The sequence below is a fragment of the Paenibacillus sp. NFR01 genome, assembly GCF_900111565.1.
GTDB lineage: Bacteria > Bacillota > Bacilli > Paenibacillales > Paenibacillaceae > Paenibacillus_AQ.
The window spans coordinates 362,491-386,889 of sequence record NZ_FOIK01000002.1 but is presented as its reverse complement, the minus strand read 5'-3'; the positions used below and the strand labels follow the sequence as shown (position 1 = coordinate 386,889).

Here is a 24,399-nt window from a genome sequence, read left to right as displayed (position 1 = left end):
GTATAATGCGAAAGCCGTACACTTGTTCCTATAATTGACGACATCTTAGAAAGGAGCGGCTGCCAGATGATGGGCAAATCGCATTTGGTGATCGGTACCGGCGTAGCCTTGTCGGTGATGGGCTTGCTTGGGCAGGAGATTACGCTGCCGGTCGTCGCCGTCGCCGCAGTCAGCTCGCTGCTGCCGGATATCGACGAACCGAACTCCATGCTCGTGCGCGGCGCGCTGCCCGCCGCGCTGATCCGCCTACTGCAGCTGCTGCTGGTGGCTGCAGCAGGCCTGGTCTATTGGCAGGGCGGCCTGGCGTGGCCCTGGAACCTGGCGCTGGCGCTGCTGATCGCCAGCACGAGCATCCTGCCGGGCCGGCGGCTCCGGCAGCTCGCCATGCTGCTGTCGGCGGTCGGCCTGATGGCCTTCGCCGAGGCGCTGCATCCCTGGAACTTCGTCGCCGCGGGGATACTGATTCTGGCGACGATCGTTCCTCACCGCGGCCTGACGCATACCTTTTATGCGTTGGCCGGCTGGACGCTGCTGCTGTACGCCGCAGGCAGCGGAATGCCCGGCGCCGGCCCGGGGCTGCTGCAGCCGGGCGGTGCGCCGCCGCAGCTTTGGCTCGCCGGCGGCCTGGCGTATCTCATGCATCTGCTGTGCGATGCATTGACCCAGCGCGGCATTACGCCGCTGCCGCCGCTCGAATTCAAGCTGCGGCTGAAGCTGATGAGCACCGGCACGAAGCGGGGCGGAGCGGTGGAGAAGGTCTGCGTGCTGCTGACCGTCCTGCTGCTGCTGTATACGTTTGTATTGCCAAACTAACGTTACATCTGCCTTACCAAATGAAAGGGTATACGAATTCGCCGCAGTAACGGCGAAGACGTATACCCTCTTTATTTTACCGATGGTAGTTCACGGCAGCTGCACATAAAACGTGGTCAGCCCGCCCGGCTGGCTTTTAGCATAAATTTTGCCCTTATGCTGCTGCTCGATGATCGATTTGGCAATGGCAAGGCCAAGGCCGTGGCCGCCCTGCTTGCGCGAGCGGGAGGTATCGGTGCGGTAGAAACGGTCGAAGATCCGGTGCAGATGCTCCGGGGCGATGCCGTCGCCGGTGTTGGACACCGCAAGCAGCGCTTCGCCTTGCTGTTTTTTGAGCGTCAGATTCACCTGGCCCCCGGGACCGGAGTATTTCACCGCATTGTCGAGCAGGATCATGACCACCTGCTTGATCTGCTCGCGGTTGCCGTTTACGGTAACATCGGGAGCGATATCATAGTCGAGCATGACATTCTGCTCGAAGATCACCGCTTCCATCGTCAGGATGATGTCCATCGCCGCGTCGCTCATATCGAAAGGAGCATGCAGTGGACCTATGCGGGAATCGTCCATTTCGGTCAGGTAGAGCAAATCGCTGGTCAATTTGGCCATTCGCCCGGTTTCCGACTTGATATACTGCAGCCATTTGGCCTGCGCGCCGATGGTGTCCTCGCGGTTGGCGAGCAGTACGTCGGCATTGGTGTTGATGACGGCCAGCGGCGTTTTGAGCTCGTGGGAAGCATCGGCGATAAACTGCTTTTGCTTCTCGAAGGCTTCCCGGACCGGCTTAATCGAGCGATTGGCGAAATAACGGCTGAAGAAAAATAAAATAACCAGCATGACAATGCCGACAGCCGAAAAGGTATAGATCATTCTGGTCAAAATATCGCGCTGGGCGGTAATGTCCAGGAAGACCAGCATGTAGCCCAGCGAGGTCTGCTTCTTCTCGAAGGTCCAGCGGCTGCCGTCCATCGTGAATTCGCCGGTGTTCGTGCCGAGCGCTTTGGCTTTCCCGAGCGCTTCGGTGTACAGGCTGTCGTCCATCGTCATCTGCGAATCCTTGACGCTGATGTTCCAGTCATTGTCGGTAAGCAGCATGAACGACACAAAACGTTCCGGCGGCGGCGAGTTGAGGCCGCCCCTGCCGCCGCCCTGGTGCATGCCGCCTGCTTTGCCGCCGCCGGGCGCGCCGCCGGCAAAGCCGCCGCCTTCTGCCGCGGCACCGGACCCCGCTGCGCTGCCCTGGGTATCTCCGGCGGCACTTCCGCCGCCCGTCGCTCCGGCAGGCGTCTCTCCGTCCGCGGCATTCTCGCCGTATGGCCGGTCGCCGCCGCGCGGAACCTGATACAGCTCCATAATCCGCTCGCGGTCTGTCCGGATGCCGTTCGCCACATCCTGATAGGTAATGACATAAATCGCGGCGAAGGCGGCCAGCATGGTAATCGAGATGGTGACGAGATTGACGATGAGGAAGCGATTGCGGAGTTGTTTGAACATTACGCATTCACCTCAAGCACGTAGCCCACGCCCCGGATCGTGCCGATCCGCACCTCCGAGCCGAGAAACGTCAGCTTTTTCCGCAAAAACGAAACGTACACCTCCGCATTGTTATGCTCTGCCTCCGAATCGAAGCCCCACAGCTTCTCAATAATCTGCTCCTTGGACGTCACCGACTGCCGCCGCGTCATCAGCAGCTCCAGCAGCTCGCTTTCCTTCAGATTCAGCTTCATATCCTTGCCTTTGACCGCCAGGCGCAGCGTTGTCGTATTCAGCTCCAGGTCGCCGAACTTCAGCGCATCCTCGGGCAGCACCTCGCCTCTGCGGCGCATGACCGCCCGGATCCGGGCCAGCAGTTCCTCCGTCGAAAACGGCTTGGCGATGTAATCATCCGCCCCGTAATCGAGTCCTGCCACCATGTCGCTGATTTCGCCTTTGGCGGTCAGGAAAATGACAGGGGTGGCGATGCCTTTGCCGCGCAGCTTTTGCAGCACGCCGATTCCGTCCAGCTCCGGCATCATAATATCCAGCAGCAGCAGGTCGTAAATGCCGCTCAGCGCAAAATCAAGCCCGGTCCGGCCGTCATGGACGGCGTCGACGGAGTAGTTATTCTTTTTCAAAATTTGAGTCACGGCCTCCGCCAGATGCACTTCGTCTTCCACAATCAATATTCTCATGGGCGTATGCCCCTTCCTTCGTTGTCTTGAATGCAGTGTAGCAAACGTACCTTTAGCCAACCTTAACCGGCTACGTCCGGCTTCATTATAATGCAAGGCTGAAATCTTCCCCGTCATTTTAACCGTTTTTTGCACATTCCGAAAGCTCCGGTATTTCTTCCTTGATTGTAAACGGAGTGTTAAATGGATTTTCGCAATGTAAATTCTATTTAAGATTCGTTAAAGGTTCGGACGCTAAGATACAGACATGAGCAAGAGGGGAACACCCGAACAACCAGACAGAAAGGATCTGAAACCTATGGCGATTGAAGTATTCAACCGATATGAGAACAAATACGTATTCGACCACGCCGCCTACCAAAAGCTCTATTGCGACTTGCTGGATTACATGGAACTCGACGCCTACAACCAACAGCATGAGTTTTACTCCATTACGAACCTGTACTACGACACGGAGCATGACTCGCTGATCCGGAGCAGCCTGGCCAAACCGAAATACAAAGAAAAGCTTCGTCTCCGGGCTTACGGCGTACCGGGCGGCGATTCCAAGGTCTATCTGGAGATCAAGAAAAAAGTGTTCGGCCTTGTCAACAAACGCAGAACGTCGCTGAAGCTGAACGAAGCGTACGAATTTGTCCGCACCGGGATTGAGCCGGAGTACAAGGACTATATGAATAAACAGGTCATCGAGGAAATCAAATACCTGCTCTCCCGTTACGAGCTGAAGCCGAAAGTGTATCTCTCTTATGACCGCAAAGCGATGTTTTGCAAAAATAACCGCGATCTCCGGATCACCTTCGATACCAACATCCGCAGCCGGCGGTATGATCTAAAGCTGGAAAACGGCACCTACGGGCAGCTGCTGATGCCGGAAGGGCAGTGGCTGATGGAAGTGAAGGCCGAGAAGACGATTCCGGTCTGGCTGGCTAAAATGCTGTCCGAGCACCAGATGTACCGCACCAGCTTTTCCAAATACGGAAATGAATATAAACAGATGCTGAAAGACAGCAAATGCGAGAGGGAGAGTGTCCTGTATGCTTGATTCGATTTTTAATGTGGCGCTGACGAGCGCCGACCTGACGTTTACCGATGCGATGATTACGATTGTGGTGGCGCTGGCTCTCGGGGCGATCATCAGTCTGACTTATATGAAAACAAGCCCTGCGGGATATTCGCAAAGCTTTACCCTTACCATGGTGCTGCTGCCCGTGATTGTCGCCATTATCATTCTGCTGATCGGCAGCAATGTGGCCCGGGCGTTCAGCTTGGCCGGCGCTTTTTCAATTATCCGCTTCCGCAGCGCGCCCGGCGATCCGAAGGATATTACGTATGTCTTGTTTACGATGGCTTCCGGCCTGGCCTGCGGCGTCGGCGCTTTCGGTTACGCGGTGCTTTTTACGCTGGCGCTGTGCGCGGTGATGTTCGTGCTGAACAAGCTGAGATTCGGCGCCGCCAAGACGGTGCAGAAGACACTCAAGGTAACGATTCCGGAGAGCCTTGGGTATGAGGAAGCTTTTGCAGAAGTGTTTGAAACATTCGGCGTAACCTACGAGTTGCGCAAAATCCGCACCACCGAGCTGGGCAGCCTGTACGAGCTGGTCTACAGCGTAACGTTCAGCGAAACGACGAACCAAAAGGATTTTCTCGACATGATCCGCACCCGCAACGGCAATCTGGACCTGTCGCTGACGATGACGCCAACTGTGGCTGAATATTGATTCCGGGCTTTACACATGACCTACAAACGAAGGGATGATGACAATGAGCAAATTTATGATAGGCAGTAAATTGGGGCTGGTGCTCCTGCTGGCGGCCGCCATGACAGCCTGCGGGGCAGGCAATAATGCGACGGCTTCGGTGGGCAGCGGGGCAACCTCTTCTGCCGTGCAGCTTACCTCCGCGGCTACGCCGATCACGGCAACGATTACTCCGGTCAAGGCGAGCGATCTGGTTGAATACGACGAAGACGACACGAACACTTCCTGGGGTGCCGATGCTTCGACAGCCATTACATTAGGCGGCGCCAGCGCCAGCGTCAGCGGCTCCGGCGCGGAGGCATCGGGCAGCACGGTAACCATTACCGCAGCAGGAACCTATGTCATCAGCGGCAGCTTGAACAACGGGCAGATCCTTGTCAACAACACCGATAAAGGCACCGTGCATCTCGTACTGAACGGCGCATCCATCACAAGCAAAGACAATGCGCCGATTTATATTCAAGAAGCAGGCAAGGTAGTGGTGACGCTGGCTGACGGCACGGACAATACCGTTACCGACGGCGCGGAATACAATCTTGCCGCTGACAGCGACGAGCCTAGCGCCGCGATTTTCAGTAAAGCCGACCTGACCTTCAACGGCAGCGGCAAGCTGACAGTGAACGCCAATTACAATGACGGCATTACGAGCAAGGACGACCTAAAAATTGTCTCGGGCACGATTGAAGTGAAGTCCAAGGACGACGGTCTCGTCGGCAAAGATTTGGTTGGCGTTCAGGACGGCAGCATCACGATTGCAGCGGGCGGCGACGGCATCAAGTCGACCAACGACAAGGACGAGGACAAAGGGTTCATCGCCATTGCCGGCGGGACCTTTGACATCACGGCTGAAAATGACGGCATACACAGTGAAAAAGCACTCGTTATCGACGGAGGCACCTTTGATCTGGTGACCGGCGGCGGCAGCGTCAACGCTCCGGCAAGAGCCGAAGAGCAAGGTCCCGGCGGTTTTGGCGGGGGCGGCTTCGGCGGCGGTATGCGCGGCGGCCAGGATCAGACGGATGGGACGGCGGTGGACGGCGAGTCCTCGGCATCGGTTCCGCAGGATCAGCCGGGCGACGGCGGCTCCGCCTCGACGACGGCGGCCAGCGCAAGCGCGACCGCTACGGTGAAGACGGCGGATGCCAAGGTTATGACTGCGGCAACCGGAACGAGCGAAAATGAAGTGGAAGCCGATACCACAGAGTCGGACAGCGCCAAGGGGCTGAAAGCCGGTGCCGATCTGACCGTGAACGGCGGCACGTTCACGCTAGACACGGCGGATGATGCGCTGCATTCGAACAGCAATGTTTCGGTTGTCGACGGGACGTTTGACATTCAGGCCGGCGATGACGGCATTCATGCCGACGTGCTGACGCAAATCTCGGGCGGAACCGTCAAGATCGTCAAAAGCTATGAAGGCATCGAAGGCGCCATCATCAATATTGCCGGCGGCGATATCGACGTAACGTCTTCGGACGACGGCGTGAATGCTTCGGGCGGCACGACGGAAACGTCGGAATCTGCGGATGCCGACGATGGCTCGGCGGACGGTGTGACGGATGGTAAGGCGCAAGGAACCGCTGGAGGCACGGCGGATGGTACGGCGCCAGGAACAGCAGCAGGCTCGTCGGGCAGTGCGGCTCAAGGAACCGCTCAAGGAATAGGGCCTATGGGCGGCGGAGCGTCCAACGGCATGCTGACGATTACCGGCGGCACATTGAAGGTGAATGCGGACGGCGACGGCCTGGATTCGAACGGCTCCATCGTGATGAGCGGCGGCACCGTAATCGCGAACGGCCCGACGGATGACGGCAACGGTACGCTGGATTACGACGGCACGTTTGAACTGACGGGCGGATTCCTGGTGGCGGCCGGCAGCGCGGGCATGCTGCAAGCCGCTTCGGACAGCTCCAGCCAATACACAGTGGCGATGACCTTCACCGATCAGCAGGCCGGACAACTGGTTCATCTGGAAGATGCGGACGGCAATACTGTGGTTACCTTCGCTCCGTCCAAAGCTTACCGCGCCGTGGTCATCAGCTCGCCTGATTTGAAGGCAGGCCATTACACCCTGTACACCGGCGGCAGCGCCACCGGAACGGCAAAAAACGGATTGTACGAAGGCGGGGCTTACCAGGGCGGCACGAAGGTGGTAGCCTTCGAGATTACAGGCAGCATGACCTGGCTGAATGAATCCGGCGTTACCACCGGCGGAGGCGGAATGGGCCAAGGCGGCATGGGTGGCAGAGGCGGCGGCAGACCGGATGGTCAAGGCGGACAAGGCGGCATGACTCCGCCGGATGGCGGCGCCGGCCCGGGCTCGGCGCCAGGCAGCACCGGCAAGACGGACTCGGGAACCACGAGTAAATAGGAGGGCGTCGGCGCACGCGAATTTGAAGCAGGCAAATTACAAGCGTAAATAAAGAGCAGCGATCCTCTAGATTTGGAGGGACGCTGCTCTTTGCTTTGTGGGCGAGAAACCGCAAAGCGAATTTGCCGGGGGATTTTGGGCGTGGCCCAGCGAGGTAACAATGGGATCATGTTCTTGAGCCTCCGACACAATGGAGGGGGAGGAACCCGTAGTCTGCATGGAAGGAACGAGTACACTTGGATGCTCACAACTACGGAGTAGGGTTGATCATCTCAGGCGGAAATGTGCAGGGGGAAGTGTGAAGTAACCAGGGGTTTGGGCGGGGCATGGGGGCCGGGGCTGCGGCAAGGGATGGGACGTGGCGGTTTATGCGAATGCATGCGGGAGGGAGTGTGAAGTAACCAGGGGGTTGAACGGGGCAGGCTGTTGCAGCAAAGGATGGGACGTGGCTGTATATGCGAATGCGTGCATGAGGAAGTGTGCAGTAACTAGGGGTTGAACGGGGCAGGCTGTTGCAGCAAAGGATGGGACGTGGCTGTTTATGCGAATGCGTGCTGAAGGGAGTGTGAAGTAACTAGGGGGTTGTTTGAGCGGAGCGTGCAGTTGCAGACGTAAAACGTCGGTCTCGCATACGCAAAAGTCGATCTTTTTGTGCGGCATACCTTCGTGGGAGAGAAGATTTCAAAACTAACGGACATGAGAGCCGTTAATGCTGTGAAATCAAAGGATTGGCCGAGCTAACGGACATGAGCGCCGTTATTTTGGCTTTTTGAGCGATTTTGAGGCGATTATCCCAAAATAGCGGCTCCTAGGTCCGTTGTTTTGGGAAATAGCCGTTATTTCGGCGAATAACGGCTCTGGTGTCCGTTAGCCTCTGAAGGCTTGGGGGAGAAACTAAACTCCCGTCCGCGAGCCCCCAAAGTGCCTGCCTCCAGACACTGAAATCCACGGCTTCCATGCAAAAAAAGGTGTTCCATGCCGCCGCTGGCGGCGTATGGAACACCTAGGCCGTTTATAGCAGCAGGGTAACCGCTGCAGCTTATGCCCCTGCCGCATAAGCCTCTGCGCATAAATCCCTGCCGCATAAGCACCCGCGCATAAGCCGCTGTCATGCGCGCGAACCCGCCGCGGCCGTCACCTTGCCGCGCGCAGCTTCTCCAGCATCTCGGCCGTTACGGTGATGTTGGCCGCTGGGATGGCGGCCAGCGCGAAGCGGCCGACCAGCTCCGCCGGCAGCAGCGGCTGCGGCTCGGGCAGCAGGCCGCCGGCCCAGGCCAGCCAGCCGGCGACGCCGGCGGGGGACACGCCCGCCTCGCGCAGCTCGGCGAGCGTGATGCCGCCGTGCCGCTTGGCGAGCCGCCGGCCGTCCGGGTCCAGCAGCAGCGGGATGTGGGCGAAAGCCGGCGGCGTCCAGCCGAGCGCCTCGTAGAGCAGCAGCTGCCGCGGCGTCGAGTCGAGCAGATCGGCGCCGCGCAGCACATGCGTGATGCCCATCAGCGCGTCGTCCACGACGACGGCCAGCTGGTACGAGAAGATGCCGTCCGCCCGGCGGACGACGAAATCGCCGCCGGCTGCGGCATTGACGCGGCGCGTCCCGGCGATGCCGTCGCGTAGCGTCAGCTCGCGGTCGTGTGTGCGGAAGCGCAGCGACGGCGTCTTGCGCTTCGCCCGCGCCTCGGCCTCTGCGGGCGAAAGCCCGCGGCAGGTGCCCGGATACGCCGGGCCCTCCGAGGCCAGCCCATGCGGGGCCGCCGCCGCGGCGAGCAAATCGTGGCGGCTGCAGTAGCACGGGTAGAGGCTGCCGCGGGCGTCCAGCCGCTGCAGCGCCTGGCCGTACAGCGCCAGCCGCTCGTTTTGGGTGTACGGCGAATGCGGCCCGCCGATATCGGGGCCTTCGTCCCAGTCCAGCCCGAGCCAGCGCAGATCCTCCATGATGCCCGCGGCGAACTCCGGACGGCAGCGGGCCGTGTCGATGTCCTCCATCCGCAGCACGAACGTGCCGCCGGCCTGGCGGACCTGCAGCCAGGCCATCAGCGCGGCGAGCGCATTGCCGATATGTAATGGGCCGGAGGGCGACGGCGCGTATCGGCCGCGCATCAATGCAGCGGCCACTATTCCTCCAGGAAGATCAGGCCGATGACATCCTCCGGTTCGATCCGGCCGAAATAATGCGTCAGATCCAGATGCGCAAGGGCTTGTCTCACTTCGGCTTCTTCATAACGCTTGCCGCGCAGCGCGTTCTCTACGTCGACTACATCGCCCACGCCGAAGAAGTCCCCGTAAATTTTGATGTCCTTGATCACCGATTCCTCGATGTCCATGCGGATGTCGAGCAGGCCGCCCGGGAATTTGCGGGAATGCTTCACGTTGCTCTTCGGCGACAGACCGTAGTTCCAGTCCCAATTCTGGTAATGTTCTTTGGAAATTTCGTTGATGCGGACCCAATCGTCCTCGGTCAGCTTGTACTGCGGGACCTCGGACGGCTCCATGCCGAAGATCGAGCGCAGCAGGCCGGCGCGGAATTCCTCGATGGTCATCTCCGTGCCGAGCAGCTCCTTGATATTGGCGACGCGGCTGCGCACGGATTTGGTGCTTTTCGATTTGAATTTTTCCGGATTCACGTTGAGGGAAGACTGTACATCGTCCAGATTGAGATTGAACATCAGGGTGCCATGGCTGAACATCCGTCCGCGCGTGGAGAACTGGGCGTTGCCAGAAATTTTTTGCTCGCCGACTTGAATGTCGTTGCGACCGCTAAGCTCGGCATTGACGCCCATGGAACGCAGATAGTCGATCACCGGCTGGGTGAATTTCAGGAAATTGTGGAACGACTCGCCGTCGTCCTTGGTAATGAAGCTGAAGTTCAGGTTGCCGAGGTCATGATAGACGGCCCCGCCGCCGGAGAGCCGGCGCACGACCTGAATGTTGTGCTCCTTGACGTACTCTTGATTGATCTCTTCGATCGTGTTCTGATGTTTGCCGATAATGATCGACGGGCTGTTAATATAGAACAGCAGATAGCTGTCATCCATGGGCAGATTCTTCAGCGCGAACTCCTCGATGGCCAAATTGATGGACGCATCCGTAATCCCCGTATTATCGATAAAGAGCATGACGATTCCTCCGATTTGTGCATAATGAACTGCTGCATCTATTTTAATCGAAAAGCCGTTTTTGCACAAAATGTCCAGCCGAAGCCCACGTTTTCATTGTTACTCCTGCTTCCGGGATGGTTATGATTTTCTTCTGGCGAGTTCTGTGCTAAAACCAGCCGTTTGCCAAGTCATCTCTCCGGTATTCTTGCAGGTCACGGGTAAAGGCAGACGTAAGCGAGCGTCAAGGGAGATGCGCGGAAGGACATATCGTTCTAATGTGGCGGTATGCGGGCTGTCCTACAGCACGGACGGACAGCGTTATACGGATGTCGGCGAAGCCTTCGGGCTGCGGGAAGGATACGGCTTATGGACCGGCGCCAAATTCGGGCTATTCGCCGCTTCGGAGGGCTCCACTGCTCCGTCGGCCGCAGCAGGGTATGCCGATTTTAAACAGTTCACAGTAAAATAACGGAAGTTTAGAACATGACACAGGCGGGTAAATAGGGACAAATACCTTTGAGGAAAGGTGGTTATCCTTATGTTATGGGGACTGATTGGACTCATCGTGCTATTGTGGCTGTTCGGATTTATTTTTCATGTGGCGGGCGGCTTGATCCACTTGCTGCTGATCGTCGCAGGCATTCTCTTTATCATTAATCTGTTCCGGGGACGCGGCGGCACGCGCAATTATTAACCCGGAGCTTAAGCAATGGATGCGGGCGATCACCCGCCTCGGAACCACGGCCGGAATAAAATTCCGTCGCCGTGGTTCTTTTTTTGCCGCGAAGACTGTGCCATGATAGCTATGGGGGCGATTCAAACCATGTATCACGATTTCAAACCGATAGCGGGACGTCCGCTTTATATCCAGGTTAAAGAGTATATCCGGCAGCAGATTGTCAAAGGCACCTTTCAAGGCGGCCAGAAGCTGCCCTCCACCCGCGAGCTCAGCCTGCTGCTGAACGTCAGCCGCAATTCCGTCATTTCCGCGTATGAAAGCCTGACTGATGACGGTTATGCCTACACGGTGCAGGGCCAGGGAAGCTTTGTATCGGCCACGGTGGTGCACGGGCAGGACGGTTCCGCGGAGGATGCCGGCTGGAGGCTGGACTGGTCGCAGCGGCTGAGCCGGGAGGCACGGCTGGCGGAGGAACTGGACATCATGAAGCACGGCGTGCGCGCGGAACGGGGAACTATTTCTTTTACGAGCATCGCCCCGGACGAAAGCCTGTTTGATCTGGAGAATGTAAAACGCGCCTTCCTGGCGCGGATGGCCGTCGAAGGCCATGTGCTGTTAAATTACGGCTATGCCAAAGGGTATAAGCCTCTGCTGGATTATCTGCGACAATATATGGAGCAAAAAGGCGTTGATCTGGACGGCAAAGACCTGCTGATCACGAACGGATTCACGGAGGGCTTCGATCTGGTGCTGTCCGCACTCGGCCGGAAGCACGGCGCGGTGCTGTGCGAGAATCCGACCCATCATACGGCGCTGAAAAATATGCGGCTGCACGGTCTCGAAGTCTGCGGCGTCCCGATGGGGGCGGACGGCATCGACCTCGCAGCGCTGGAAGCCTCGCTTAAGCAACGGGCCTACGACTGGGCGTACTTGATACCGTCGTACCACAACCCGACCGGCATCGTTACCTCGCCGGAGAAAAGGCATGTGCTGATGAAGCTGATGGCCGCATATCAGGTGCCGGTAATCGAAGACGGGTTTAATGAAGAATTGCGTTACTCCGGCTCCCATGTCGCCCCGCTGATTGCGGCGGCGGGAAGCGGCAACGGCGTCATCTATCTCGGAAGCTTCTCGAAGGTGCTGTTTCCCGGCCTTAGGGTCGGCTGGGTGCTCGCCGATAAGGACCTGATTTATTATCTGGAAAGCGTCAAACGGGCGCGCAGCATCCATACCTCGACGCTGGACCAGTCGATTTTGTACCAATATCTGCTCGGCGGCAATCTGGAGAAATATTTGCGCCGGGCGCGGACGGAATATAAACGGAAATACGAGCTGACGCTGGCCTGCTGCAAGCAGTATCTGCCCGATGCGGCCGTATCGGGCGACGGCGGGCTGCATCTGTTCGTGACCTTCCCCGAAGGCTTCAGCACGCGGGAGCTCCTGATGGCCTGCAAGGCGCAGGGCGTCATTTTTACGCTCGGCGAAATGTTTTTCACGGACGGGACGGGGCAAAACACGCTGCGCCTCGGATTCTCGCGGGTCTCCGACGAGAACATCCGCAAAGGCATCGAAATTATCGGCAACGCGGCAACACGACTACGGAACGGAAGAGGGAATGGGCAATGTTAAAAATCGGCGTTATCATGGGCGGGGTATCCTCCGAATACGAAGTGTCACTGCAGACCGGGGCGGAGATGCTGAAAAATCTCGACCCTGCCCAATACGAAGCGGTACCGGTCGTGGTGGAACGCCGCGAAGATTTGCTGAAGCAGGTAGCCGGGCTGGATTTTGCGCTGCTGGCACTGCATGGCGAATTCGGCGAAGACGGGACGGTGCAGGGCGCGCTGGAGACGCTGGGCATTCCGTATTCGGGCAGCGGCGTGTTGTCCAGCAGCCTTTGCATGGATAAACATTTGTCCAAAACAATCCTGCGCAGCCACGGCGTCGCGACGCCGGATTGGCTGTGCTGGAACAGCCTGGACGAAGTGAACGCTAACGCGGCGGACCGGCTCGGGTATCCGCTGATGGTGAAGCCGAACAACGGCGGCTCCAGCATCGGGATGACGAAGGTGAACTGCCGGGAAGAGCTGCGGGCAGCGGCTGAAAAAGCGTTTGCCGAAGGCGGCTCCGTGCTTGCGGAGCAGTATATGAACGCGCAGGAGATTACCTGCCCGATTCTGGACGGCAAGCTGCTGCCGGTCATCGGCATCCGTTCGCTGGGCGCTGATTGGTTCGACTACAGCGCCAAATATGTGCAGGGCGGCGCCGAGGAGCGGATCATTACGCTGCCGCCTGCGGTGCAGCAGCGGGTGCAGGAAGCCGCGCTGCGCAGCTACGCGGCGCTGCGATGCGCGGTGTACGCGCGCATTGACATCATGCTGAAGGACGGCGTTCCGTACGTCCTCGAGGTGAACACGCTGCCCGGCATGACCGCCACCAGCCTGCTGCCGCAAAGCGCGCTGGCTGCGGGAATGAGCTTCTCCGGGCTGCTCGACGAGCTGATCCGCCTGTCGCTGGCGGAGCAGCGGGGAACCGGACGGCGGGAGGTGGCTGGCCATGTCTAGAATCAGCAGCGGACTGGCGCTGAAGCCCTTAGGACCCGCCAAACCGGCGGTTCTTGGCGGCGGCAGAGCATCCGGGGAGCTGCTTGTCGCTCCCCGCGTCAGGGAAATTCCGCCTTCGGGCATCCGGACTTTTTTTGATCTGGCTGCAGCTAACAACGAGGTTATTTCGCTCGGTGTTGGCGAACCGGACTTTCCGCTGCCGGCTTCGGTGCGCGAGGCCTGCATCCGGGCCATGGAGCGCGGCGATACGATGTATACGCCGAACGCCGGCCTGCCGGAGTTGCGCGAGGAGATCGCCGCGTATTTGCACCGCAGCTTTGGCACGATGTATGCTCCGGCGGACGAAGTCCTCGTGACGGTGGGCAGCAGCGAAGCGCTGGATCTGGCGCTGCGTGCGTTCACGGCGCCCGGCGACGAGATCATCGTCCCGTCGCCGGGGTATGTCGCCTATGCGCCGATGGCGCATCTGAACGGCGGCACGATTGTTCCGGTCAGCACCCCGTCGTCGTCAGGCTTCAAGTTGACCGCTGATGCGCTGCGCGCGGCCATTACGCCGCGTTCCAAGCTGCTGGTGCTGAACTACCCGAACAACCCGACCGGCGCGGTCATGTCGTATGACGAGTGGCTGCCGGTTGCTGAAGTTGTGCGCGAGGCCGGCCTAATCGTCCTGGCCGACGAGGTGTACGCTGAGCTGAGCTACGGCGAGAAGCATGTCAGCTTCGCCGCGCTGCCGGGGATGCGTGAACGCACCATCCTGATCAGCGGCTTCTCCAAGGCGTTCGCCATGACCGGCTGGCGGGTCGGTTACGCCTGCGGCAACCGCGAATTGCTGGCGCCGATGCTCAAGATCCACCAATACACCGCCATGTGCGCGCCGGCCATCAGCCAGATTGCCGCGCTGGAATCGCTGCGCAGCGGCCTGGCGCACATGGAGATGATGAAAGACAGCTTCCGGCAGCGCCGCACGCTGCTGGTTGAGGGCTTGAAGGCGGCGGGTCTGCCCTGCCATGAACCGCAGGGCGCCTTTTACGCCTTCCCTTCGATATCGCATACCGGAATGACGTCGGATGCGTTTGCCCATGCGCTGCTGCGGGAGGCCGGCGTCGCCGCCGTGCCCGGTAGCGTGTTCGGCGCGGATGGCGAAGGCTACATCCGCTGCTCCTATGCGGCTTCTCCGGCGAAGCTGGAAGCCGCGCTGGAGCGCCTGGACCGCTTTATGAAGAAATGGCGTTAAGCCCGGTCAGACATTGTAAGTTTCAGCGGATTCCCCTATAATTCCACTCAAGATGTAGTGGAAGAGCAGGGGGATAACCGATGGCGGTGGCAATCCTATTATTTATCGTGGCCGGACTGGCCGAAATCGGCGGCGGCTATCTCGTCTGGCTGTGGCTGCGGGAAGGACGGCCGCTGTGGATGGGGCTGGCCGGCGCGGTCATATTGATCGCGTACGGTATCATCCCGACGCTGCAAAAGTTCCCGTCCTTCGGCCGGGTGTACGCCGCCTATGGCGGCGTATTTATCGTGCTGGCCGTGCTGTGGGGCTGGCTCGTGGACAAAAAAACGCCCGACCTGTACGACTGGGTCGGGGCGGCGATTTGCGTCGTCGGCGTATCGGTGATTTTGTGGGCGCCGCGGCATTGAGGATTTTAATATAAGCAAAATTAAGCAAAGCAGCGATCTCCGTTTGGAGATCGCTGCTTTGCGTTTGCGGGCCGATAGTGCCTTTTTTGTAACTGATGAGGGATTAACCGATATAGAAGGATCGCTTGCTTTTTTCACGAATACTGTAGATATGGAAATATTTAAGAGTTCGTGAATAAGACGTTATCTGAAATAACTATAAAACATATGAAGAGGATTGAATTATATGTGGCCAAGTATTATTGGATGGTCTTTGTCTGCCTTGATAGCAACCATTGGTTGGTGGATAGCTATAACTAATTTAAATAAGCAACATAGAAGAAATCTAGAATTAGACAAACAAAAATTTATTCGTGAGATGCAAATTAAAACAGCTGATGAAGCTATAAATTTGCTAGCAAAATCAAGAGACTCACTTGGGGAGTTGAATTTATATTTGATTCTTTTACCTGGTGATCTGAGAACAAAATACTCAGTGAATTTGGAAACTCATAGTAGTCGTTGGGAAAAGCCAAACGAACAAGTTTTAAAGCTGTGGGAAAAATCATCCAAATCAATTCTTGAATTCACTTATTTTTTTGAATCGAGAGAAGTTGTACTTAATAAGTTTGTAGGAATGAAAGAAACATATTTAGAACAGTTAAGCGAAATAAGAGAAGCGACAGGTAAGTATAGTGAATATTTAGGTAGGATCTATTATGCAAGATATTTAAACGGGATAGTACTTTCAGAAGAAGAATTGATAGACCTTGAGAACAAAACGAAAGAATTTAATAAGTATATTTTTGATTTTTTAGGTTACGTGCATGATTTTATAATTGAACTACAAAATGCTTTTTTAAGTGAAGCGTTTGGGTATTCAATCCCTATTAGGCAACCAACAGATCCTAAATATAAAGTACTCAAAGCGAAAGAATAGATACGTAGGATTAATCAAGAAGAAAGTTACTTCAGATAACATAATATTCACGCTGCGGGCATACGCCCTTGGTCTGGTATTCGCCAGACACCCGACATACGTCGGGTCGTGAATACAGGAACGTTAGGCGAAATTCATGAAGAAGGGACAAGATGAAGGATGAGTATAATAAGTGATATCAAGGAAGTAGCTAACATAGTTCAAAAGGCTGATAACATCGAATTATATAAAAAAAATATTGGACCTAAAATTAGAAGCTATGAACATACTTGAGCAAAACAACAATCTAAAAGCCGAAGTCAGAGAACTAAGAGATAAACTAGAGATTCAAGAAAAGCTTGTTTTTAGGAAAAATAAGTATTGGATTAGTGATGTTGAAGGGCCATTTTGTTCTAAGTGTTGGGATGTCGATAAAAAGCTTGTACGTCATCAAGACTTGCATGATGGATATTATATGTGTCCGAATTGTAAAATGACAGTTGAAAATGAATCATACAACGGGAAAACAGTTGATGAAGAAGAAAATGATTTTCTTTAATAATTGGCAGGTAATCCAAAGAAGTCATAAACTTCGCCTAACATAATATTCGCGCTGTGGACATTCGTCCTTGACCCGGCATTCGTCGGGTAGTGAATACAGGAACGTTATGTGTAATTAAATCATTCTTTTGGAGGGAAAACATGATGAATATATCTATATTTCTTAGTTATCCAAAACCATATACAAAAAAGCAAGAAGAATTTGTTGTTAAGCTATCCCAATACTTAGAAAGTAGAGGATTGAAACCTAGAACACTTGGGATAACTGATTATGATATGGATGCTCCGTTAACTGCAATTCGCAGATTAATGATGGAATCAAATGGTCTAATAACTATAGCTTTTAGAAGGGCATTTATTGAAAAGGGATCTGGAAAACCTAAAAGTGATAATGAGTACGATATATCAAATCAATGGCTAACAAGTCCTTATTCTCATATAGAACCTGCAATGGCATTTCAAATTGGACTACCAATATTAATTTTTAGAGAGAGTGGAGTAATTGCAGATGGCATTCTTGAACAAGGTGTAACAGGTTTGTACATGCCAGAAATTAACCTTGATAATGAAATTAATTATTTTGATTCACAGGAGTGGATACAAGTAATAGGTAAGTGGGAAGGGCATGTTCGAGCTGTGGTTCAGAATAAGGGGTGTCCCCCAAAGTTATATTGATAATTGTAAGTAATTTCAGGATGGCTTCAACTACACATAACATTATATTCAAGCTTCGGCGCCTGGTGGCTCCTCGGTGGGACGTTGTGGAATACGGGAACGTTATGTGAAGAACCCGCAGTACTGTATAGAACCTTTTGAAGGAGGAAATCAATGAAACTGAGAATACTCATATTTATTTTTGCATTGGGAATTCTTTCTGGAATTGTTCAATTGATCAATAACAAATATTCATTTTCAAAGACTGAAACATATTTTGAATCAATTTTGTTTTTCTTAATAGTTGGATTGACAATGCTGGTTTGTGAGCGATCAGGAGTCAATGATAAAAAAGCTCATCTAGTTTTCGGGATCATTCTTATATTTGCCGGTATTTTCTTTGATTTAGTTACTACATAGAATTTGTAAAGGAACATAAGGAGCATGAGGGCATAAGGATATAAGGACATAAGGGAACCAGCTTTAGAAATTCAAAGATGCGGGTAAATCGGCCTAACTTCATATTCACGCTTCGGGCGCCGGAAGTTAGAAGTGGGATCGAAGGGGCATTTCAGCTGCAGGGAATCATATTCAGCGGACACATCCGCACCGACTAAGCGCGTCGCACCCGGACCCTTGGGTCCTTAAGTCGGTAGGACGTCGTGAATACTGAGAACGTTATAAGAAATCCCCGCAAAACCATTGAAAAGAGGACACAATCTATGAAGATCCTTATCTCTCAGCCAAACCATGAAGGAAATCTTGAACAGCTCCAAACTGAACTTGCATTAGATGATGATTTTGATACAGTTTTATTTCCTGAGGGTTACATTAGAGATAAAGATAATGTAGCTAGAGCATGTGCGTTAGCAAATAAATATAAGAAAATGATAATAACGGGTTATAGAGATAACAACAAAGATAGAGCATTAATAATTAATCAGCATGGCGAGATCATTTTAGAACGTGCAAAAACACCAATGAATGTTCGTCTATATACACCTTCAGCGGTTGAGGTTAATGGTTTTAAGATCGGCTATTTGTTATGTGTAGAATTATTGCAAGGATTACTTGGATTAGAAGAATATGATACAAGTTTAACTTATATTGCACATCCGATAGGTGTAGGAATGTTTAGTAGAGATCAATTGGATGAATGGATCTCTGAAGCTAAGAGAATTGCAGTTAGATATAATACGATGATACTAGGAACAAGTCACGCCGACGGCTCATATAGGAACTGTGGTATTTCTATACCGATATCTTATTGTATTGATAGAACAGGAGACTCCATATTTATTTCTGAGAATGACTTAAGAACAAGAATAATTAACCTTGAGACAAAGAAGTATGAAATTATTGAAAGGACACTTGCATAGTGAAGAAGGCGGGGGTCGCTGGCGATTCTCAGTCGCAAGGGGGATTTCAACAAGCTAAAGGAGAAGAGATAAATGAGTATTCATGAGAAGATTAAACAATGGGAACGGACACAAGGAGTTGCATTGTTTGCTGATTTAGGACTACCGGACAATGCGAATATTTTGGACTATGGTTGCGGCTACGGTCATTTTACTTTTGCGGCATCCAGATACTTAGGAAGTGAACGAGGCAACGTATTTGCAGTTGATATTAATAGAGATTGCCTTACTTATGTAAATAAGGTAGCTCAAGAAGAAGGTTTATCAAATGTAAATGTCATGACTGGGAATAAGGATTATATATTAAATTTTGAAGATAATACATTGGATATGATATTGTATTATGATATTTTACATGGAAACGGCTCGCATAGATTTACACTGCTCGATGAAGCAAAGAGAACATTAAAACACGGTGGAATTTTATCCATATTACCATTTCACTTAAGTAACTTTAGAGATAGAGAAGGCAAGAAAAAAGTGTTTACTTATAAGAAATTAATCGAAGAAGTCAATGAATATGGCTTTATTGGAATGAGTGAGATGCCTGAAGGTGTACATTTTGAAAAGTACCACAGTTCATATTATAACAATAAAGGCGGGGTTGAATTCGAAGATTTAGAGAGAGCAGGAATACTGAATTTTAGAAAAAACACCTAAACGTTAAGTGAAATCACTAGAAGATAATAATGAAATCATAATGAATTGAGGAACCTACAATGACTGCATATATTATTCGATCGGTCAATGAACAAGACATAACGTTTTTGTGGGAGATGCTGTTTGAATCCATATATACCCCTGAAGGTCAAGAAGCGGCGAATAGAGATATTATTAATAATCCTTCCCTCTCTAAATATGTTGAGGGCTGGGGACGTGAGGGAGATAGGGGTTATATTGCAGTAAATGATCTGGGAGATTCATTAGGTTCAATTACATTACGATACTTCAATAAAGATAATAAAGGCTATGGATATGTAAATGATGAAACACCGGAATTAGGGATGGCTATACGAGCTGAACATAGGGGGAGAGGCATTGGAACGGAATTATTAAAAACCCTATTGGAACAAGCAAAGATAGAAGGGATAAACTCCATATCTTTAAGTGTAGATCCTAACAATCCTGCAATAAGACTCTATAAACGTTTTGGATTTAAAGAAGTGGGAATGGAAGGAACCTCTATAACAATGATGGTGAATTTATAGTGCATGTGAGCGTGATGGTGATTGATGTCCGTCCGGCCTGAGGCTGGCTCCCTTTAAGTTAGTCAGGAGTAAAAGCAGACTATACCCGGCATCGGCCGGTGTGAGTACGGATAAACATAAGGTGAATATTAAGAATCAGGGCGTAGTAAGCAACCCTGATTCTTTGTTGCAGCTTCTATTGTCTGATAATAAGAACGTCTCTGGGTGGTCTTCCATTGTTTTGGATTTGGGAGATTTCCGTATCCGTCAGAATGCGGCCGACTAAAACGAACGAAGAGGTGACGTTGTTGAAATTGAAATTGCCCAAGTTAGACACATTTTGACGGCCCCGGAACACGCGGAAGGACCCTTGAAAGTTCGTTCCCGAGAACAAAACCAGTGTTACTTGAGAGCTTTGCACAGTATTTCTGAGCCGGAAGCTTGAGAGCGCATTATTGAACCGGAACGCTCCAAGATCTCGAACGGCGACCCCACCGCGTCTGAACAGAATACGGCGACCGGAAAAATTGATACCCGACCAAAGTACAAGACGTACATCACGATTTGCCAACGATATCACTCCTTTTTAAAGGTTGATATAGCATATTGCAGTTTTGCAGAATCGGTATAGACCAATAGAGCAGGATGATCGTTTGATTTACTAGTATGGCAATAAGGAGAAATTCCATGAAGGTAAAACTGGACTCATCCGAGATCGCGAGCAAGTCTTTGAGCTGGCTATGCATAAAGCCCATGTTATTGGCTGTCCGTGGGAAGGACCTCTCCGCCAAGGCGGATATGTATAATCAACTAAACGAGGGGCAGAAGGCACTCTACCTGTTTTATTCTTTTCACAACCACACCAAGACCTTGGAAGAGTTCTATTGGTTCTCTGCTTACAACATTAACGAGCTGAAGGCATGGGATGGAATTCGAAAAGGATTGAACTATTTTCAAGCCAGGGCTCTGCCGGAACTCCTGAAAGACATCGAAATATTCTTTGCGGAGCGAAAGGGATGGAACCATCCAATAAGCCCCACCGATTTAGACAATGACAACGAACTGAAGGTTAAGATGATAGCGTTATATGAGAAGTACCTAAATTACTCTGAAGCTGCGATAAGTAGAATGAATGCTTGGATTATAGCGAACCGGCAAGATTTTATAGAGGAAGAGGTATAAATAAATCAATGACAGGGACACAGCTAATAATAAGATCTTTCGATTCCAATCGGGATGATATTCCGTATGAACTGCTTTTGCTGGCGGATCCCTCCAAAAAAATGATCGACGATTATATTGGACGGGGCCACTGCTATTTAGCATTCATTCATGACGAGCTCATTGGAGAGTTTGTTTTGATTCATACGCATCCCCAAACCTATGAGATCGTGAACATTGCGGTGAAGGAAGAGCATCAGGGGAAAGGGATAGGCAAGCAGCTCGTGCTAAAGGCCATCGAAGAGGCAAGGAAAAAGAATGCCGGGTCTATCGAGATCGGCACGGGTAACTCCAGCATCCGGCAACTAAGGCTCTACCAAAACTGCGGTTTTAGAATCATCGGGATCGATCCTGATTTTTTTGTAAGGCACTACAGCGAGGAAATTTGGGAAGATGGAATACAGTGCAGGGACATGATAAGGCTCAGAATTGATTTACTACGATGAAATAGATTTTGTGTGAAAATTATGGACCTGAAAAAATGGGGATTCCAGCAGCCTTCCCAGGCTGTCGGAACCCCCTTTTTGTTTAAATCTTGAACTGCTGCACCGCTTGCTGCAGCTTGATGGCTTGTTCGTATAGATGCTGCACGGTTTGTGCGTGGCCTTCCAGCTCCTCGTGCTGGCGGGAGGAGTTCTCGGCCAGAAGCTCTGCGCCCGCCTGCGATTTGGCGGTGATCTGTGCGGTATCTTCGACCGAAGCGCTGACTTCCTCCGTGCCGGCCGAAATTTGCTGGGTGGCCGCGGAGACGGATTGCACGCTGTGGTTGATGCTTTGGATCAGCACAAGCAGATGGTTAAAGGCGTTGCCGGCCTCGACCACCTTGCCTACGCCGGAGGCGACTTCGGTGTTGACATGGTTCATCTCGGCCACGGAACGGTTCATATCTTCCTGCAGGCCGAGTAGGAATTCGCGGATTTGTTCGTTCAGATCCTTGGACTGCTCGGAGAGCTTGCGCACTTCGCCGGCAACGACGGCAAAACCGCGTCCATGCTCGCCTGCACGCGCCGCTTCAATCGAGGCGTTCAGCGACAGCATTTGAATCTGCTTCGTAATTTCCGTAATGCCCTGCACGACTTCACCAATCATCAGCGAGCGCTCATTCATAACGCGGAATTGCTGCAGCGAGTGGATGGAGGCTTCCTGCACCTGGCGCATTTGCTGCACAGCGCTTTGGGCGATCTCGTTGCCGCCTGTCGCTTCGGCAGATGCTTCGCTGATCTGCTCGGTTACTTCGCCCGCGGCGGAAGCGATATGCTGGATGCCGAGATTGATTTCTTCCATCGCCCGGGAATTGTCGAGCGCCGTGCTGGCGATCGTCGTACTGCCTTTACTGATTGCTTCCACCGATTCGGCGGAACGTTCCGCCATGCGGTTCAGGACCTCGACGCGTTCCTTCAGATCGTTAGAGTCTTCAACGACGGTTCCCGACGTATTCAGCACTTGTCCGATCATTTCCTTGAGCCGGTGGCTCATTCGGCTGAAGCTTTCGGACAGCTGGCCGACTTCGTCATTGCTCTTGATGTTCAGCTCTTCGGTGAAATCGCCTTCGGCCAATTTGTTGCTGTATGCTGCCAGTTTTGTGATCGGCTTTGTGATTTTTCGGCTCATAAAGATGGCTGCCGCCATCCCCACTATCAGTGATGCCAGCGTAATGGCGGCGCTTGTCCACATGATATTGTTCATTTTATCTTGAATAAAACCGACATCCGCGCTGACGCCGATGATCATCGGGCTGCCCGGAATTCCGACATAAGCCGTTTTATGTACGCCATGACTGTCTGTATAAATATCACTCAGTCCGGTTTTTCCTTTTGCTGCCTGCTTCATTGCCGAATTGATGCTGATTTCCTCGTCGTACTGAAGTTTGGCGCCATGATCCGCGGTCAGTACGGTTGCTTTGTCGTCCTTCAGGCTGATCAGGAAGATCGTTTCCACCTCAAGCTGTTTCTTCTTATCCTGGAAGTAATACTCTACGTTCGTGCGCGATTGCTCGCTTTTATTGAGCGTCTGCTGCGCATGGGTTGCATTGAGATTTTTGTAGATGTCCTGAGACGCAGTGGTGAGCGACTTGTCGATCTGCGGAATGACATAGTTGTCGAAAGTGCTCGTGGAGATAAAGTAAAAGCTTGTGCTAAGAACCAAGGACGTCAGTAAAAGAACGATGAACAACAAAACGGTAAACTTGCGGCTGATCGAAACTTTAAAGCGTGACATGTCATTCTCTCCTTTTTTGGCCGTGTGCGCCGTCTATCCCAAAGCTCCCTAATTGGGAACCAGCTGATGCCGTATAGTCCATTGGTATAGGTCATATATCCAGCTATTCTTCCGGGAATGGTAATTGAATCTATTTTATAAAATTAACCCCCGGTTGAATAGTGAAAATATCAATTATAGAGTATTATTTTTCAGAAAATTCCGCATTTGTGTTAACGTATTCACATATTTACTGTAAATCGCGAAAGTTTACGAATATATTTTCAAAATACCTAAAATTCCATGGAAATAGACTTCCAGATGTGATAGAGTTATAATGTTTTGTTTCAGGCGCTGCAAGCCGCGGTTCGTAACCATCCCGCGTAACCAAAACTAGGAGGCTTTTATTGATGTACAATTTGTTATGGGGCATATTATTTGTCCTGGTTAATTTTGCGTTCTACCTGGTCTGTTACAGGCTCTTCGGAAAAAAAGGGCTGTACGCCTGGGTCGGGATTGCTACGGTCATCGCCAATATTCAGGTGGCCAAAACGATTGCGATGCCATTCGACATCGTCATGACGCTCGGTAACACCATGTATGTCACGCTCTACATGACCAGCGATTTGCTGAATGAAAAATACGGCCGCGCCGAAGCGCGAAACGCCGTATGGTTTGGCTTTTTCACCCTGCTGATGACGACGGCGATTATGCAGATGGCGCTGAAGTTTACGCCGGCAACGGGCGACTTCGGTCAGGAACCGCTGGAGCAAATCTTCGGCATGATGCCGCGCCTAGCGCTCGGCAGTCTGGCGGCTTATTTTATCAGCCAGTTTCTGGACGTCCGCCTGTATTCCTGGATCCGCAAATATTACGGCTCGCGCCGCCAGATGTGGATTCGCTCGAACGGCAGCACGATGGTCAGCTCGTTTGTCGATACGCTGATTTTTTGTTCAATCGCGTTTGCCGGATTGTATGATTTGCGCACCTGGACCGAAATTCTGCTGACGACGTACGTAGGCAAATTCGTGCTTACCGGCGCAGGAACGCCGATTCTCTATATCGCCCGGTCTTTTAAGTTCGCCGAGGATGAGCCGGTTCAGCCGGCGAAGACCTCCGACGATTCATTGCACGTTTCTTAACCCCAGCATGCATAGGGTTGGCTTCACATCA

25 protein-coding genes are annotated in these 24,399 nt (G+C 52.6%); 20 read left to right on the top strand and 5 right to left on the bottom strand.

The features are described from left to right. Window positions 1-66: 66 nt before the first annotated feature. The gene (locus tag BMW84_RS12975; protein WP_091069003.1) at window positions 67-813 is read left to right on the top strand and encodes a metal-dependent hydrolase; all 747 of its coding nucleotides are present in this window, start codon (window positions 67-69) and stop codon (window positions 811-813) included. Window positions 814-903: 90 nt separating this feature from the next. Here BMW84_RS12975 and BMW84_RS12970 read toward each other — a convergent pair whose 3' ends face one another. Continuing rightward, window positions 904-2,307 carry a sensor histidine kinase gene (locus tag BMW84_RS12970; RefSeq protein ID WP_091069000.1) on the bottom strand — a complete coding sequence of 468 codons (1,404 nt, stop codon included), beginning with the start codon at window positions 2,305-2,307 and terminating at the stop codon, window positions 904-906. Then, window positions 2,307-2,984, bottom strand: coding sequence for a response regulator transcription factor (locus tag BMW84_RS12965; protein WP_091068997.1), 678 nt, complete (start codon window positions 2,982-2,984; stop codon window positions 2,307-2,309). Before BMW84_RS12965 ends, BMW84_RS12970 begins: the two co-directional genes overlap by 1 nt. Before the next feature lie 298 nt (window positions 2,985-3,282). On the opposite strand from BMW84_RS12965, the gene BMW84_RS12960 reads away from it, so the two are divergent. From BMW84_RS12960 to BMW84_RS12950, 3 genes are read left to right on the top strand one after another with little or no spacing between them, the layout of a single operon-like run. Then, window positions 3,283-4,026, top strand: a complete 744-nt coding sequence (locus BMW84_RS12960) for a polyphosphate polymerase domain-containing protein (RefSeq protein WP_091068995.1) — start codon at window positions 3,283-3,285, stop codon at window positions 4,024-4,026. Beyond that, window positions 4,019-4,702 carry a DUF4956 domain-containing protein gene (locus tag BMW84_RS12955; protein ID WP_091068992.1) on the top strand — a complete coding sequence of 228 codons (684 nt, stop codon included), beginning with the start codon at window positions 4,019-4,021 and terminating at the stop codon, window positions 4,700-4,702. Before BMW84_RS12960 ends, BMW84_RS12955 begins: the two co-directional genes overlap by 8 nt. 43 nt (window positions 4,703-4,745) lie before the next feature. Next, complete coding sequence (locus tag BMW84_RS12950; RefSeq protein ID WP_091068990.1) at window positions 4,746-7,112, top strand: carbohydrate-binding domain-containing protein; 2,367 nt, start codon at window positions 4,746-4,748, stop codon at window positions 7,110-7,112. A 1,134-nt stretch (window positions 7,113-8,246) separates the two neighbouring features. Here the strand turns inward: BMW84_RS12950 and gluQRS are convergent. Further along, complete coding sequence (gluQRS, locus tag BMW84_RS12945) at window positions 8,247-9,209, bottom strand: tRNA glutamyl-Q(34) synthetase GluQRS (RefSeq protein ID WP_091069739.1); 963 nt, start codon at window positions 9,207-9,209, stop codon at window positions 8,247-8,249. Between the two features lie 14 nt (window positions 9,210-9,223). Further along, on the bottom strand, window positions 9,224-10,225 hold the full coding sequence (locus BMW84_RS12940) for a lipoate--protein ligase (RefSeq protein WP_091068988.1): 1,002 nt from the start codon (window positions 10,223-10,225) through the stop codon (window positions 9,224-9,226). A gap of 232 nt (window positions 10,226-10,457) precedes the next feature. On the opposite strand from BMW84_RS12940, the gene BMW84_RS24935 reads away from it, so the two are divergent. From BMW84_RS24935 to BMW84_RS12865, 15 genes are all read left to right on the top strand, one after another. Further along, window positions 10,458-10,676, top strand: a complete 219-nt coding sequence (locus BMW84_RS24935; protein ID WP_139209624.1) for a beta-xylosidase family glycoside hydrolase — start codon at window positions 10,458-10,460, stop codon at window positions 10,674-10,676. Between the two features lie 69 nt (window positions 10,677-10,745). Next, window positions 10,746-10,901 carry a lmo0937 family membrane protein gene (locus tag BMW84_RS24510; protein ID WP_139209623.1) on the top strand — a complete coding sequence of 52 codons (156 nt, stop codon included), beginning with the start codon at window positions 10,746-10,748 and terminating at the stop codon, window positions 10,899-10,901. 129 nt (window positions 10,902-11,030) lie between these two features. Next, entirely contained in the window at window positions 11,031-12,515 is a 1,485-nt protein-coding gene (locus BMW84_RS12930; RefSeq protein ID WP_091068982.1) for an aminotransferase-like domain-containing protein, read from the top strand. Then, complete coding sequence (locus tag BMW84_RS12925; RefSeq protein ID WP_091068981.1) at window positions 12,509-13,450, top strand: D-alanine--D-alanine ligase; 942 nt, start codon at window positions 12,509-12,511, stop codon at window positions 13,448-13,450. Before BMW84_RS12930 ends, BMW84_RS12925 begins: the two co-directional genes overlap by 7 nt. Next, the gene (locus tag BMW84_RS12920) at window positions 13,443-14,684 is read left to right on the top strand and encodes an aminotransferase class I/II-fold pyridoxal phosphate-dependent enzyme (protein WP_091068978.1); all 1,242 of its coding nucleotides are present in this window, start codon (window positions 13,443-13,445) and stop codon (window positions 14,682-14,684) included. The genes BMW84_RS12925 and BMW84_RS12920 overlap by 8 nt, the downstream gene beginning before the upstream one ends. A gap of 80 nt (window positions 14,685-14,764) precedes the next feature. Continuing rightward, window positions 14,765-15,091, top strand: coding sequence for a YnfA family protein (locus BMW84_RS12915; RefSeq protein ID WP_091068977.1), 327 nt, complete (start codon window positions 14,765-14,767; stop codon window positions 15,089-15,091). Between the two features lie 226 nt (window positions 15,092-15,317). Next, window positions 15,318-16,010, top strand: coding sequence for a hypothetical protein (locus tag BMW84_RS12910; protein ID WP_091068974.1), 693 nt, complete (start codon window positions 15,318-15,320; stop codon window positions 16,008-16,010). A gap of 259 nt (window positions 16,011-16,269) precedes the next feature. Further along, window positions 16,270-16,548: a hypothetical protein gene (locus BMW84_RS12905; RefSeq protein ID WP_139209622.1), complete on the top strand. Its 279-nt coding sequence runs from the start codon at window positions 16,270-16,272 to the stop codon at window positions 16,546-16,548. A gap of 143 nt (window positions 16,549-16,691) precedes the next feature. Then, on the top strand, window positions 16,692-17,225 hold the full coding sequence (locus BMW84_RS12900; RefSeq protein ID WP_217646133.1) for a hypothetical protein: 534 nt from the start codon (window positions 16,692-16,694) through the stop codon (window positions 17,223-17,225). A gap of 153 nt (window positions 17,226-17,378) precedes the next feature. Further along, window positions 17,379-17,624, top strand: a complete 246-nt coding sequence (locus BMW84_RS12895; RefSeq protein ID WP_091068968.1) for a hypothetical protein — start codon at window positions 17,379-17,381, stop codon at window positions 17,622-17,624. Between the two features lie 302 nt (window positions 17,625-17,926). After that, window positions 17,927-18,583: a hypothetical protein gene (locus BMW84_RS12890; protein WP_091068964.1), complete on the top strand. Its 657-nt coding sequence runs from the start codon at window positions 17,927-17,929 to the stop codon at window positions 18,581-18,583. A gap of 72 nt (window positions 18,584-18,655) precedes the next feature. Beyond that, window positions 18,656-19,282 (top strand): class I SAM-dependent methyltransferase, encoded by a 627-nt coding sequence (locus BMW84_RS12885; RefSeq protein ID WP_091068962.1) that lies wholly within the window; start codon window positions 18,656-18,658, stop codon window positions 19,280-19,282. A gap of 59 nt (window positions 19,283-19,341) precedes the next feature. Beyond that, entirely contained in the window at window positions 19,342-19,830 is a 489-nt protein-coding gene (locus BMW84_RS12880) for a GNAT family N-acetyltransferase (protein WP_091068960.1), read from the top strand. Between the two features lie 666 nt (window positions 19,831-20,496). Beyond that, the gene (locus BMW84_RS12870; RefSeq protein ID WP_091068955.1) at window positions 20,497-20,991 is read left to right on the top strand and encodes a hypothetical protein; all 495 of its coding nucleotides are present in this window, start codon (window positions 20,497-20,499) and stop codon (window positions 20,989-20,991) included. An 8-nt stretch (window positions 20,992-20,999) separates the two neighbouring features. Then, the gene (locus BMW84_RS12865) at window positions 21,000-21,476 is read left to right on the top strand and encodes a GNAT family N-acetyltransferase (protein WP_091068953.1); all 477 of its coding nucleotides are present in this window, start codon (window positions 21,000-21,002) and stop codon (window positions 21,474-21,476) included. Between the two features lie 82 nt (window positions 21,477-21,558). Here the strand turns inward: BMW84_RS12865 and BMW84_RS12860 are convergent, their stop codons facing one another. Continuing rightward, on the bottom strand, window positions 21,559-23,247 hold the full coding sequence (locus tag BMW84_RS12860) for a methyl-accepting chemotaxis protein (RefSeq protein ID WP_091068951.1): 1,689 nt from the start codon (window positions 23,245-23,247) through the stop codon (window positions 21,559-21,561). A 389-nt stretch (window positions 23,248-23,636) separates the two neighbouring features. On the opposite strand from BMW84_RS12860, the gene BMW84_RS12855 reads away from it, so the two are divergent. Beyond that, window positions 23,637-24,368 carry a queuosine precursor transporter gene (locus tag BMW84_RS12855; protein ID WP_091068948.1) on the top strand — a complete coding sequence of 244 codons (732 nt, stop codon included), beginning with the start codon at window positions 23,637-23,639 and terminating at the stop codon, window positions 24,366-24,368. The last annotated feature ends 31 nt before the right edge of the window (window positions 24,369-24,399 follow it).